The organism is Leptotrichia hofstadii (genome assembly GCF_007990525.1).
GTDB lineage: Bacteria > Fusobacteriota > Fusobacteriia > Fusobacteriales > Leptotrichiaceae > Leptotrichia > Leptotrichia hofstadii.
Genome location: NZ_AP019823.1, coordinates 53,229 through 68,099, shown reverse-complemented (window position 1 = coordinate 68,099; position 14,871 = coordinate 53,229). Strand labels below are relative to the sequence as shown.

Here is a 14,871-nt window from a genome sequence, read left to right as displayed (position 1 = left end):
TTTAAAATTACAAACAAGCCCTTTTTACATTAAATTTCATAAAAATCTGAATGTAATTTAAAAAATGAACATAAAAATCAAAAAAAATTGACAACCAAAATAAAATATGATATATTTTTTATATGAAAATTGAATAAAATAATTTATTTCCTTGGTTTAGAAAGATAACAAATACTCGGATACACGATATCCAAAATAAATAAAAACTAATAACGGAGGCTTAATATGGCAAAAGTAGGAATTTTTTTCGGATCAACAACAGGCGTAACTGAAGATATAGCTCATAAAATTGCAGAAAAAATTGACGGAGCAGAAGTTTTTAATATTGACGGGAATGAAGATAAGCTAGAAGACTTTGATGTGCTGCTTTTGGGAACTTCTACATGGGGATTCGGAGATTTGCAGGATGACTGGGCCGCAGTTGTTGACGATTTGGCAAGCAAAGATTTCAGCGGTAAAAAAGTAGGATATTTCGGCAGTGGAGATCAAGGAACATTCTCTGATACGTTTATGGATGGAATTGCTATTATTGATGAAGAAATCCAAAAAACTGGCGCAGCAATTATTGGAAAAACTTCAGTTGAAGGATATGAATTTAACGAATCAAGAGCCGTAAAAAATGGTGAATTTTTAGGACTTGCCTTAGATGAAGTTAATCAGTCTGAATTAACAGATGAAAGAATCGATGCATGGGTTGAACAAATCAAAAAAGAATTTTAATAATAAACTATGTCTGTGAATAAATTTATTGATAAAAAATTTTCACAAAAGACAAATTAAATATGATTTTAGCTATATATTTATATATAACTAAGATAAATCAATTTTCACAAGTTGATTTTCTCTCCAAAAATAAAGAAGGCGTTCACAGGAGCGTCTTTTTTATTTATAGAATTGCTAAATAGCAGGAATTAAACGTTTTTCCAAATATTTTTTGTATTTTTTTTATAAATTTGATATAATTTAAAGTAAGTAATCTGAAAAAGGAGAAATTTTTAATGAAACTAATTGTAGGATTGGGTAATCCAGGAGAACAGTATAAATTGACACGGCATAATATTGGATTTATATTTGTTGACGAATATTTGAAGGAAAATAATATAACTGATATAAGAGAGAAGTTTAAATCACTTTTTGTCCAGACTAATCACAAAGGAGACAAGGTATTTTATCAAAAACCAATGACTTTTATGAATCTCAGCGGAGAGGCTGTCGGAGAAGCTGTACGATTTTTTAAGCTCGACCCTGAAACAGACCTTTTTGTGATTTACGATGATATGGATATGCCATTTGGAAAGCTGAAAATTAAGCAGAATGGAAGTGCAGGAGGGCATAATGGAATAAAATCCATAATTTCACATGTCGGAAATGAATTTGCGCGAATAAAGTTCGGGATTGGAAAGCCAGAAACGAAGGAAGAAACATTAGGATTTGTACTGGGAAAATTTTCGCCTGAAGAAAAAGAAATTGTAAAAAATTCAAGAGAAAAAATATTTAATCTTATTGACGACATAAAAGATGATATGACAATTTCCAGACTGATGAATAAATATAATACAAAATAGAAAGGACGCTCATGGACAATATTATTTTAAAATGTAACGGACTGTCTAAAAGCTATGATTTCACTAACGCCCTGAACAATGTGAACCTGTCAGTGAAATCTGGAAAAATTGTCGGTCTTTTAGGTCCAAACGGAAGCGGAAAAACAACCTTTATAAAGCTTCTGAACGGACTTATTAAACCTACTCAAGGAGAGATACTAATTGATGGAAAAAATCCTGGCATAGAAACTAAAAAGATTGTTGCATACTTGCCAGACAAAAATTATTTAGATAATACTAAGACAGTAAAGGCTATTTTACGGCTGTTCGCTGATTTTTATGAGGATTTTGACTTGGAAAGGGCATTAAAGATGTTAAAAGATCTGGATATTGATTCTTCCAAAAGATTTAAGCTGCTTTCTAAGGGAACGAAGGAAAAGGTCCAGCTAATTCTCGTAATGTGCAGAAAAGCCAAGCTGTATCTTCTGGATGAGCCGATAGCGGGAGTCGATCCTGCCGCAAGGGACTATATTCTCAATACGATTATAAAAAACTGCAATAAAGAGGCCGCTGTTATTATTTCTACGCATTTGATTGCAGATGTGGAGCCAATACTCGATGAGGCGATTTTCATAAGCAAGGGAGACATTCTGCTTCATCAGGAGACAGAAACAATAAAAACGGAACGAAATATGACAGTTGATAATTATTTCAGGGAGGTGTTCAAATATTGAAAATTCTAGGAAAATTAATTAAATATGATTTTTCTGATATTGGAAAGCTGATATTTCCGTTTTATATTGGATTAGGCGTTACGGGAATTGGTATAAGAATGCTTCTGTTCGCTTTGGCAAATAATGGCATGGATGAGTATTTAAAGTTTACTTTAACGCTGTTTCAAAGCACGCTTTATTTTGTATATACAGTTGTCGCCATTGGGTCTGTAATAATGCTGCATTATGGGGTAATAGTGCGTTTCCATCGTTCTGTGTACGGGAATGAGGGATATTTGACAAATACGCTTCCGATTAGTACACCTCAAATAATTCTGGCAAAGCTGATAACTTGTTTAAGCTGGTTTATTATTAACGCTTTTATAATACTTTTAACATTTTTATTGATAATTCCGCTTGAAGAAATTATTTCATCAAAATTTTGGGAAAATCCAAATTTCATACAAATGATAGATTATCTGAAAGCAGTGCTCGGCATCCAGTATATACTTCCAACAATAATTTTATTTATTGTTTTCTTAATCTTCTGGACAATCGAAAGGGTATTGTTCCTGTTTTTCTGTGTCAGCGTTGCAAATATGACAAAATCATACAGAATTTTAACAGGAGCGGCATTGTTTATAATTGCTGGAGGATTTTTAAATATTACAAAAAGAATGATTTTGGTTTTTACATACCTGTATAATCCGTCATTGCGTCTTGAAACTGGAAATATGGCTCTAAATGTTGTAAAATACATCATCAGTGCAAATACGGGACTAATTGTATTGACTGGGATAGTAAGCGTAATACTGTTTTTAACTGTAAATTATATATTAAAAAATAAATTGAATTTAGAATAAATTTGTTTTATTAGTGTTGCAATTTTTTATAATAAATCAAAAAAACTTAACAACAAAAATTAGATTTGTTCAAGCTTTGACTTATTTAAAAAAGGCTGAACATATATTGAAAATGGAGGAAAAATAAATAATGGATAATAATTATGGAGCAGAGGCGATTACGGTTCTGGAAGGACTGGAAGCAGTTAGAAAGCGTCCGGGAATGTATATTGGATCAACTTCAGCACGTGGGCTTCACCATCTAGTATGGGAAATAGTGGATAACAGCGTGGATGAGGCACTTGCTGGAATTTGTGATAAAATTACTGTAAAGATACTTGAAGGAAATATTATTGAGGTATCTGACAATGGACGTGGAATCCCCGTGGGAATGCACAAAACTGGAAAATCAACTTTAGAAGTTGTACTTACTGTACTTCACGCCGGAGGGAAATTTGACAATGATAATTATAAAGTGTCAGGTGGACTTCACGGAGTTGGAGTATCTGTCGTAAATGCTTTGTCAGAATGGCTTGAAGCAACTGTAACACGTGATGGAAAAATTTTTAGACAAACTTATGAACGTGGTGTGCCAACTTCGCCTGTGGAGGAAATTGGCGTGGCAGACGATGGTGCACATGGGACTGTAGTCAGATTTAAAGCTGATGACGAAATATTTGAAACGACAGTTTACGATTATTCTGTATTGGAATCACGTTTAAAAGAATTGGCATATTTGAACAAAGGCTTAAAAATTGAACTGGCTGATGAGAGAAATGCTGAAAATATAAAAGCTGAAGAATTTTTATTTGAAGGTGGAATAAAGGACTTTTTAAATGAAATTATTGATGAGGAAAAAATCGTTGATGATGTAATTTATATGGCTGATACAATGCAAATTGAGGAAGCTAAGGAAGTAGAAACTGTGGATGAGGATGGAAACACGGTGAAAAAACAGCGAAGTGCAAAATTCGTGGAAGTGGAAATTGCAATGAACTACACAACTTCACAAAGAGAAACGGTTTATTCGTTTGTAAATAATATAAATACTCATGAAGGCGGAACTCATGTCAGCGGATTTAGAACTGCGCTTACAAGAACAATTAATGATATTGCAAAACAGATGAACTTAATCAAGGATAAAAATGGGACATTTCAAGGAACAGATGTAAGAGAAGGTCTTGTCTGTGTAATAAGTGTAAAAATACCCGAACCTCAATTTGAAGGACAGACAAAAACAAAACTTGGAAATAGTGAAGTTACAGGAATTGTATCAAATATTGTTGGAAGCAACTTGAAATTCTATCTAGAAGATCATCCAAAGGCAGCTGAAAAAATTATTGAAAAAATGGCAATGTCAAAAAGAGCAAGAGAAGCAGCGAAAAAAGCAAGAGAGCTTGTACTTAGAAAAAATACATTGGAAGTAGGATCACTGCCTGGTAAACTGGCAGACTGCTCTTCAAAAGACCCGGCTGAATCAGAAATTTTCATAGTCGAAGGAAACTCAGCAGGAGGTTCTGCAAAACAAGGAAGAGACAGAAGATTTCAGGCAATATTGCCACTTCGTGGAAAAATCTTGAATGTAGAAAAATCAGGAGTGCATAAAGCTCTTGAAAATGCAGAAATTAGAGCAATGATTACAGCCTTTGGAGCTGGATTTGGCGAAGAAATGGATTTGAAAAAATTAAGATACCATAAAATCGTAATTATGACAGATGCCGATGTTGATGGTGCTCACATCAGAACATTAATGCTGACATTCTTCTACAGACATCTGAGAGAATTAATTAACGAAGGCTACATATATATCGCACAGCCTCCTTTATACAAAATTCAGGCTGGAAAAGCAATCAGATACGCCTATTCAGACGATCAGATGAAACAAGTGACAAAAGTGCTGGAAGGAGAAGGACGAAAATACACAATCCAGCGTTACAAAGGGCTGGGAGAAATGAATCCGGAACAGCTTTGGGAAACAACCCTTGATCCAGAAGTAAGAACGTTATTAAAAGTATCAATGGAAGACGCTTCCTATGCCGATAAGATGTTTAATATTCTGATGGGGGATAAGGTTGAGCCGAGAAGGAAGTTTATTGAAGATAATGCGAATTATGTAAGGAATTTGGATATATAATTTATTTTTTATTTTAAGACATTTTAATTAATGATTATTTTTTCTTATTTTATTTATATTAATTTTTTTAACGCAGAGGTATCAGACGCCATACCTCTGCACACCTGCTCGATGCAAAACTTTCTTATAAAAGAAAAATAGAATTCGTTTAACTCATAAAGAGATTCCAAAAGCACAAGTTCACAATAAAAAGTTAAAATGATTCAAGTAAATGATATTTAATGTAAAAATTATAGTGAAAGAAATACATTCGTGTTTAGCTATTTTTCTTCTAATGAAATTTTGTTTGATTTTGATTTAGTTAAATCAATTGTTGCAACTAGGTTAAAGTTGTCGTGATTTTTTGGAAATAAAAATTTCTGTTTGAGCAAAGCGAGTTTAATTTTTATTTCCAAAAAATGCTTAGACGAGCCAGGGATGCAAGGGAAATGGCGATTGATTTCCCTTGCTTAAAAAAAGAAGAAGATATAGAAATTATAGGAATAACATTTGTTAGCAAAAATTTATTTTATAAAAGATGTTTAATAGATAAATATATAAGTTAGGTTGTGGAATTTTGAGAAGGTGGATTATAAAGTAAAAGAGAAGAAAAGAGGTGCAGGATGTCAGACGATTTTAGAGATGACGATGAAAGAGAAGAAGAGATAACGGAAATGGATGAGAACGATGATAGGGAAATCATTGTGGAGGGATTGCCTAAGGCTACGGATTTATCAAATGAATCTAACGTTTATATTGAGGATGAGATAAAGGCGGCTTATTTGGATTATTCGATGAGTGTAATTGTTAGCCGTGCATTGCCTGATGTACGTGATGGATTAAAGCCTGTACATAGAAGAATTTTGTTTTCCATGAGTGAAATGGGAATGAGCCATAAAACTCCATTTAAAAAATCGGCAAGGATTGTCGGGGATGTACTGGGGAAATATCATCCACACGGGGATTCTTCAGTTTATGGTGCAATGGTTAGAATGGCACAGGACTTTAATATGAGATATGAACTTATCGACGGACATGGAAACTTTGGTTCGATTGATGGGGATGAAGCGGCGGCAATGCGGTATACAGAAGCTAGAATGGCTAAAATTACTGAAGAGCTGCTTGCGGATATTAATAAGGATACAATAGACTATCGTAAAAACTTTGATGAAAGTTTGGATGAGCCAGTTGTATTGCCTGCTAAACTTCCCAATTTACTACTAAATGGAGCAAACGGTATTGCTGTCGGAATGGCTACAAATATTCCGCCACATAATTTAGGAGAGGTCGTTGATGGAATTGTGGCATTGATTGATAATCCTGAAATTTCGATTGATGAACTGATTACATACATAAAAGGTCCAGATTTTCCAACTGGAGGTATAATTAATGGGAAACAAGGGATTTATGATGCGTATAGAACTGGACGTGGAAAACTACGGGTTGCAGGACGTGTGGAAGTTGAAACTTCAAAAACTGGAAAAGAGTCGATTATTGTTACAGAATTACCATATCAGGTAAATAAAGCCAGACTTATTGAAAAAATTGCAGATTTGGTAAGACAGAAGAAAATTACTGGAATATCTGATTTGCGGGATGAAACTGATAGAGATGGTATCAGAATTGTAATTGAGCTGAAAAAAGGTGAGGAAAGTGAACTAATTCTAAACAGTCTTTATAAATTTACTGATTTACAAAATACATTTGGTGTAATTATGCTTGCACTTGTGGATAATGCACCAAGAGTATTGAACTTAAAGCAGGTTCTTCAAAAATATCTGGAACATAGGTTTGAAGTAATTACAAGAAGAACTGAATTCGAGTTGAAAAAGGCTAAAAATAGAGCTCATATTTTGGAAGGATTCAAAATTGCACTTGATAACATTGAGGAAGTAATTAGAATTATACGTGCTTCAAAGGATGCAAATGTTGCACGGACTGAATTAATTGCAAAATTTGGATTCTCAGAAATTCAGGCAAAAGCAATTCTGGATATGAGATTGCAAAGGCTTACTGGACTTGAAAGAGATAAAATTAATCAGGAATATAACGAACTTATGCTATTAATTGAAGAATTAACTGGAATTTTATCTGACGATTCAAAAATATATGGTATAATTAAAGAGGAGGCACTTAAATTAAAAGAAGATTTTGGTGATGAACGTAGAACTGAAATCAGAAACGCAAGAGCCGAAATCAGCATAGAAGACTTAATTAAGGACGAAGAAGTTGTTGTAACACTTACAGAAAAAGGTTACGTAAAACGTGTGGCAATTGACACTTACCGTTCACAAAAACGTGGTGGAATCGGAGTAAATGCTACAAATACAATAGAAGACGATGTTGTAAAAGATATGTACATAGCAAAAACTCTTGATACATTGCTTATTTTCACAACGAAAGGAAAAGTATTCAGCATAAAAGTTTATGAAATTCCTGAAACTGGAAAACAGGCACGTGGAAAACTGATTGGAAATATTATAAATCTGGATGATGATGAAAAAGTCAGCACGATAATAAAAGTTCGTGAATTTGAAAAGAATAAGAATTTATTCTTCGTAACACGAAATGGAGTTGTTAAAAAATCTGAATTGACATTGTTTAGTAATATTATGAAAGCTGGAAAACGAGCGATTAGATTAAATGATGAAGATGAAGTGATGTATATCGGGCTTACAAGCGGAACTGGCGAAGATGAAATTTTTGTTGCTACGAGAAATGGTATTGCCATAAGATTCTCTGAAAAAGATGTAAGAAGTATGGGAACTGGGGCAACTGGAGTAAAAGGTATTACTCTTCGAGACAAGGACAAAATTGTAGGTGCTGCAATTATTAATTCAGAAATGAATAATGATGAAATGAGAATTCTTACAATTACTGAAGAAGGATATGGAAAACGTACAAAACTTTCTGAATATAGATTCCAGTCAAGAGGTGGAAAAGGAATTATCAATGCAAAACTGAATGAAAAAACTGGAAAAATTGTAGATGTGAAAATTGTCAAGGAAAATGATGAAATTATGCTTATTACTTCAGAAGGTACACTAATTAGAACAAGCGTAAATAATATATCTGTAATAGGACGTTCAGCTTCAGGTGTGCGAATAATGAAAGTTAGAAATAATGAAAAAATAGCTTCTGTAGTAAAAATCACAGAAGAACCTGATTTAACCGAAGAAGAAAAATAAGATAAATATAAATTCTCATATATAAGGAAGTGGTTAAAATGTTACAAAAAAAAGCATTATTTTTAGTTACGGCGGAAAGCGAAATACATCCATTGGTTAGTTTTGCAAAAGTGTTTAAGCAAAAATATAATGTTGATGTTGATGTTATCTATATCAAAGATATCTTAAAATATGAGGTATTTCCTGTAAGTATCGAAGGAATGGGACTAAATATTGGAGCAAACTATGCTTTTAAGGAATACAGGGAACTAGAAGAAAAAACTGTAAAAAAATTAAAGGATAAAATAACATCTGATATTTCAAATTTTTACTCAAAAGATGGTGAAACAGCAGAAATTGTTTTAGAAGAACTAAAAAAATACGATTTGCTTGTACTTGTAAAAAATGAAAAAGTAACTCCTGTATTGAAGGAAATATTAAGAAGTATTTTTAAACCATTAATTATATTGCCAAACATAGAAGACTTTAGATTGGACAACTTGATGCTACTTGATGATGGTGCTTATAATGCGAACAAGACATTGTTTACTTTCTTCCATATGTTTGGTGAGCAAAAAATAGATGTGTTGCGTGTAAATGTTGAAGAAGAGGATGAAAGCAGCCTAACAGAAAGATTTGGCGACAACTATAATCTTATTCATAAAAAAGGTGACACTTTCAAGACAATTATGAACGAAGCTCAAAATTATGACTTGGTCTTAATGGGAGATTTGCGATATACAATAATGGTAGAAAGAATTACTGGTAAACTGGGAGTTAGAATACTAGAAAATCTTCAAAAGCCTATTTTTATAGTATAATCTCATAAAATTTAAGAACATTTAACAAAAATACTCAGGCAACTTTCTGACGCTGTCTGAGTATATTTTTTATTTTCTATCCAAAATTTTCCTAGTCATTTCTAAATCTTTTTCCCTCGAAACAACACCATATTTTTTCTTAATTTCCTCCAGCCTGTCAATAACTTTCTGATTCTCTTCCCTTGAAAAGCTTTTTACTGATAAAAAAAATTTCATTGAACCTTCAAAACTTCTGATAGATTTTGTTAAATAAAGGCGTTTTCTAAAAAAAGGAGGTTTTCTAACAATATCATCAAAATCAATAAAGGCAATTTTTCCGCTCTCCTTGTCTATAAAAAAATTTCCTAAACTAAAATCCATGTGGTAATATTCCTTTTCAAAAAAATTTTCTTCAAATTCAAGCCACAAATCAAGCGTTTTATATGTAAGCTGAAAATCATTTTTTTCTATAAGATAATCATAATATGAGATAAAATTACTGTTAAATGTCTTATTTATATTTTCTGAAACAGTCTCTATCTTTATATGAAATGGCGTGTATTTTATAACTTTATATTCTGTTATCTCCATAAAGTTAAGTTCCGGAAAATCCTTTTTCAGATGTTTGGCAATCTCAAAAGAATTTTTCCCCTTTTCCCTTGTAATCCCTAAAAATATTTTTAACGCTTTCCCATTCCTGTATTCGTAAGTTTTGTAAAAAAAATTTTTTTCATTATCTATATTTAAATTTTTACTTTCCTGCATTTTCTTTTTTCCTTTATCGTATTTTTATTTTCTTTTCTTTGTCAATTCTAACATATTATATTTTTTATTTCAATATGCCTGCTAACCTATGTAAAAAAATACTAAAGTATGATATAATAACTCTGTATATAAAGAAAAATGAAATATTTACGAAAAAGCCTTAAAAACAGGATGTTTTAGAAGATTTCGGATTAATGGGGGTTTAAAAAAGGAGAAAAGATGAAAATATTGGTAATACATACGGCATTCATTGGGGATATTGTCTTGTCTACACCTTTGATACAAAGATTAAAGGACATGTATCCTAAATCAGAAATTGATTATTTAACATTGCCGGCAAATCAGAGCGTGCTAAGCAATAATCCTAACTTGCACGAAATACTGCTTTATGATAAAAAGGGAAAAGACAGAGGAATAAAAGGTTTTTTGAGAGTATTAAAAATATTGAAACAAAAAAAATATAATTATGCTGTGATACCACATAGATTTATAAAATCCATATTGCTTGCAAAATTAGCAAAAATTCCCAATATTGTTGGATTTGATGTAGCGACAGGCTCTTTTCTGCTAAATAAGAAAGTTCATTATGATATGAAAAAGCATGAAGTGGAAAGATTACTTGATTTGGTGGAATATAAAGGAGAAAAAATTCCAATTAGAATTTATCCTGCAAAAGAAAATTTTGTTAAAATTGATAAAATTTTAAAAAATCATGGATATTTTGAAAACCAGGAACAAAAACTGATATTAGTTGCACCAGGAAGTCAAAGACCTGAAAAAATATGGCCAATAGAAAAATATCGTGAAGTTATTGAAAAATTGAAAAAAAATAAAAATTATTTTATTGGGATAACTGGCTCAAAAGCCGAAAAAAAATTATCTCTAAATTTCCCAAATGATAAAAATGTTATTGATTTTCGTGGAGAAATTAATCTTGTAGAATTTGGAGCTTTGATTTCAAAGGCGAATATTGTCGTTGGAAATGACAGTTCTCCAATTCATATTGCAAGTGGATTTGAAAAACCGTTTGTAATTGGGATTTTTGGACCGGGAAAGCGGACTTTGGGATTTTTTCCCTGGACTGAAAAAAGCAATGTTATTGAAGACAACGAATTCTATGAAAATAATATTGTAAAAATTCCCAAGAAAAGACACGAATACAGAAAAGACTATTACAAAGGCATCCCTTTAATTAGTGCCGACAGGGTCTTTAAGGAAATTATGAATCATCTTGAAATATAGTTCAGATTTATGTAACTGAAATTTAAACTGGAAAAAATTTTAAAAAGGAAAAGAAGGTTGGTATGAATAAAAAAATTAATTTAATTATAAACAGAATAGGATTTGCTTTTTGTCTATTAGTTGGAATGGCCTTATTTTTATCAGAAAAATTTGAAAATAATGTTGCTATACGTGTCTTGTCATTAATATTTATAATTACCATGTTTTCAAGGGAAAACAGAAAGACGCTATTTAAATCTCTGGATATTGAATTTTCGATAGAATTGCTGCTTTTTATTTTTGTTCCATTTATAATAGCATATTTTGATGGGGGAATAGATACTCGTCTGGATAACTATATTCTTCGTTATCTTATTTTCTTTCCGTTCGTCTTTTTCGTAAAGGATATGAAAAAAGTCATGATTCTTCTAAAAGCTACGCTTTTCAGTGCCACAATAGTGATGATTCTTGCTACTTTCAATTTTATTAAGGACTATAAAGAATGGGCAAAGCCAGTAGGAATGTATTATCCAAGAATTACTGCTATTTTGACTGTTCAGGATTTTGCAAATATAATGTGCATAATTTTGCTGTTTCTGATGTCTTTTCTGCTATTTTATAGAAATAAGGATAATAAAAAAAATAAAATAATAAAAGTTTTTCTATTTATAATGACGGCGCTGACATTGTTTCTAGTTATTGTAAACAGGTCAAAAATGGTATATATCTGTTTATTGCCTACAGTTTTCTATATCATATTCAAAAAAAGGAAAAGATATATTCTAGTTGCCATCCTCATCTGTCTAGGCGGATATTTCGCCCTTCCAAACTCAATTACAGATAGACTGCAGTACATCGTAAACTATGAAAAGGATCCTTCCAGCAACCTGAGAGTAATTTTTTGGAAAACTGGACTTGAAGCCTTTAAGCAGAAGCCTGTGTTAGGATGGCAATGGGAAGACAGGAAAGATTTTAATCTCAAATATTACCAAAAAATAGGCGTTAGCGAGTATGTTCATCAGAATTTCCTTGACCGTCTGAGTGAATGGCCAATTTATTATGTACATACGCACAGTACTTACCTCCAGTTCCTGCTGGATTTTGGAATCGTGGGAATCCTGTTCCTCGTAATATTCTTCGTAAGCACCTTTATGAAGGCGGCTTCCATAAACTTTTCCAAAAATAAGGAAAACATTGACAGCAGGCTAGTTGCTCTCGAAATCGGTACGAAGGCAGCTCTTGCGGCATGGGCAATACAAGGAATTACTGATATTAACCTGAATAATAAATACATGATTATAACTTCAGTGATATTGCTGTTTTTGTTGAATTATTTATGGAAAGAAAAAATAAAACTGGAAAAGGGACAAGATGAGAATGAATAATTACAAATTTAATATTTCAAAACTTGATAGGCTTAACAAAAAACTAAGGCAAAAACCATATAAATATATATATAAGGAAATGATGCCAAAAAAATTATTTAATAAAATCCAAAACAGAGTTTACTTTATAACTCAAAAAATGGTTGGAGAAGACTGGAATGAGCTTTTAAATGAATATTTTACAAAAGGTATCAAAGCAGAGCAGATTAAGCCAAAAAAATCATTTGAGAATGAAAAAATTATATGGCAGTTCTGGGGGCAAGGATGGGATTTTGAAAAATTGCCTGATGTAGTGAAAATAAGCTATAAATCTGTACAAAAATATAAAAAAGACTACACGGTAATACACTTGGACATGAACAACATAAATGATTACCTTGAGATACCGGAATATATTTTACAAAAGCTGGAAGCTAAAAAAATAAATTTTGCACATTTTACAGATATAATAAGACTAGCTTTACTAATTAACTATGGTGGTGTGTGGATTGATGCGACAATCTTGCTTACAGACTATTTGCCGCAGGAATATTTTGAAATGGACTATTTTATGTTCCAAAGGGATGACAGCCTTAGTTTAGAAGAGAAAAAGGACTGGGAAGATTATGATGACTTTTATTTTTCGTGGAATGATGAAATGAAAGTCAAAGTGTTGAACAGCATAATTTTTGCAAAGAAAAACAATGAAGTATTGAAGGTGTTGCTAGATATGCTGCTAATCTTCTGGAAACATAACGATTTAGCTCCAAACTACTTTTTCTTTCAAGTGCTGTATACTGAGTTAATCGAAAATTATTACAAGGATAAAAAATGTAAAGTTGTTTCAGATGCATTGACACACGAAATGATAAGAGTATGGTTTGATAAATTTTCACAGCAAAAGCTGGATGAAATAACTAAAAGAATCAATATTCACAAACTTACATATAAAATTGACGCTGGAAAACGGAATACAGCAGGAAGTTTTCTGGAACATTTTAAAAAAATGTATGAAATAGACTAAAATAGCTGTATAAAGTGATTAAAATAATATTTTTTAAATATTTCTTCTAAAAAATTCATAATAACATGAATTTTAAGTTTTTAGAGTATTGTAGATTGATATAAAAAAGAAGATTTTTATAGTAATTAAGAATGGGGAAAAAATGAAAGTATTGGTATTGCACGGACATCTTAGTATGGGTGGAGAAGAAAGAGTTTTGCTTAGCGTTTTAAAAAACCTGGTGGAACTGAATTACGATGTTGATTTGCTTATAACTTGGAATCATGGGGAAAACAACTTATTTGAAAATGAAATTCCTGAAAAGGTAAATTATAAATTCTTATTTGATAACTATAATGGTAAAAATAAACTTATTAAAGAAATTTATCGAATAAGGGCAAAGGCAACTTATTTGAAAAAGGTTGAAAAAACAATAAAAGAAAATAAATATGATGTTATTATAGATTATTCGTCAAATTTATTGAAATATAATAATTTTGATATAAAAGTGCCAGTATTTGCCTGGATTCATTTCTCACTTACTTTTGGAGAGAAACTAAGTGCAGACAAAATAGAAAAATATAAAAAGCAATATAAAAAATATGATAAGATACTGGCAATTTGTGATACAATGAGAGATGAATTTGTCGAAATTTTAGGAATGGATAAAAACAAAGTGGAACTTGTCTACAATCCGATAGATTTAGAAGCTATTCGTAAAAAAGCTGAAAATATTGATAAAAAGTATGAAAATTATTTAAAGCAGGACTATTTCCTGCAAGTTTCACGTCTGACAGAACAGAAGCAGCCTGAACACCTAGTAGACATTTATTATAAATTAAAACAGCGTGGAATAAAAGAGAAGCTTTATTTCATCGGAAATGGTGAAAAAGTGGAATTGATTAAACAAAAAATTAAAGAATACAAGCTGGAAGACGATATAATTCTGCTTGGGCAAATTGAAAATCCGTATCCGTTCTTTAAAAATGCTAAATTATTTGTGCATACTGGAAAGTATGAGGGATTGCCGACTGTATTGCTGGAAAGCCTTGCTTTTGGAACACCTGTGGTGGCCTATGACTGTCCTACAGGACCTAAGGATATATTAGGGAAAAATAGTGAATATGGAGAGCTAATTCCATTAAATGATAAAGATACGTTTGTTGAAAAAGTTTATGAACTGATGAATAAAAATGAAAAATATGAAAATTATAGAAAGCTGTCACTTGTGAGAGCGAATGATTTTTCAATGGAAAGCAATAAAGCAAAACTAAAGGAATTAATTGAAAATATAAATTCCTAAAAATAAATAGCTATTTAGAAAAATGTAAAGAAAGGT

At 31.7% G+C, this 14,871-nt stretch carries 12 protein-coding genes; 11 read left to right on the top strand and 1 reads right to left on the bottom strand.

The annotated features are described in order from the left end of the window. Positions 1-225 precede the first annotated feature (225 nt). From FVE77_RS00270 to FVE77_RS00240, 7 genes are all read left to right on the top strand, one after another. The gene (locus tag FVE77_RS00270) at positions 226-720 is read left to right on the top strand and encodes a flavodoxin (protein WP_006805456.1); all 495 of its coding nucleotides are present in this window, start codon (positions 226-228) and stop codon (positions 718-720) included. 278 nt (positions 721-998) lie between these two features. Then, entirely contained in the window at positions 999-1,565 is a 567-nt protein-coding gene (gene pth, locus FVE77_RS00265; protein ID WP_006805454.1) for an aminoacyl-tRNA hydrolase, read from the top strand. An 11-nt stretch (positions 1,566-1,576) separates the two neighbouring features. Then, positions 1,577-2,278, top strand: a complete 702-nt coding sequence (locus FVE77_RS00260; protein WP_026745481.1) for an ABC transporter ATP-binding protein — start codon at positions 1,577-1,579, stop codon at positions 2,276-2,278. Beyond that, on the top strand, positions 2,275-3,120 hold the full coding sequence (locus tag FVE77_RS00255; protein ID WP_026745482.1) for a hypothetical protein: 846 nt from the start codon (positions 2,275-2,277) through the stop codon (positions 3,118-3,120). Before FVE77_RS00260 ends, FVE77_RS00255 begins: the two co-directional genes overlap by 4 nt. A 130-nt stretch (positions 3,121-3,250) precedes the next feature. Beyond that, entirely contained in the window at positions 3,251-5,233 is a 1,983-nt protein-coding gene (gyrB, locus tag FVE77_RS00250; protein ID WP_026745483.1) for a DNA topoisomerase (ATP-hydrolyzing) subunit B, read from the top strand. Positions 5,234-5,835: 602 nt separating this feature from the next. Then, positions 5,836-8,400, top strand: coding sequence for a DNA gyrase subunit A (gyrA, locus tag FVE77_RS00245; protein WP_026745484.1), 2,565 nt, complete (start codon positions 5,836-5,838; stop codon positions 8,398-8,400). A gap of 38 nt (positions 8,401-8,438) precedes the next feature. Continuing rightward, positions 8,439-9,200, top strand: a complete 762-nt coding sequence (locus tag FVE77_RS00240; RefSeq protein WP_026745485.1) for a hypothetical protein — start codon at positions 8,439-8,441, stop codon at positions 9,198-9,200. Between the two features lie 69 nt (positions 9,201-9,269). Here FVE77_RS00240 and FVE77_RS00235 read toward each other — a convergent pair whose 3' ends face one another. After that, positions 9,270-9,944: a hypothetical protein gene (locus FVE77_RS00235; RefSeq protein WP_026745486.1), complete on the bottom strand. Its 675-nt coding sequence runs from the start codon at positions 9,942-9,944 to the stop codon at positions 9,270-9,272. A gap of 219 nt (positions 9,945-10,163) precedes the next feature. Between FVE77_RS00235 and FVE77_RS00230 the strand changes: the two genes are divergently transcribed. The 4 genes from FVE77_RS00230 to FVE77_RS00215 all read left to right on the top strand — a co-directional run bounded on the left by FVE77_RS00230 (position 10,164) and on the right by FVE77_RS00215 (position 14,835). Then, entirely contained in the window at positions 10,164-11,186 is a 1,023-nt protein-coding gene (locus FVE77_RS00230; RefSeq protein ID WP_026745487.1) for a glycosyltransferase family 9 protein, read from the top strand. 62 nt (positions 11,187-11,248) lie between these two features. Beyond that, positions 11,249-12,550, top strand: coding sequence for an O-antigen ligase family protein (locus FVE77_RS00225; RefSeq protein WP_026745488.1), 1,302 nt, complete (start codon positions 11,249-11,251; stop codon positions 12,548-12,550). Then, entirely contained in the window at positions 12,543-13,553 is a 1,011-nt protein-coding gene (locus FVE77_RS00220) for a capsular polysaccharide synthesis protein (RefSeq protein WP_036087608.1), read from the top strand. The genes FVE77_RS00225 and FVE77_RS00220 overlap by 8 nt, the downstream gene beginning before the upstream one ends. Positions 13,554-13,695: 142 nt before the next feature. After that, on the top strand, positions 13,696-14,835 hold the full coding sequence (locus FVE77_RS00215) for a glycosyltransferase (RefSeq protein WP_026745490.1): 1,140 nt from the start codon (positions 13,696-13,698) through the stop codon (positions 14,833-14,835). The last annotated feature ends 36 nt before the right edge of the window (positions 14,836-14,871 follow it).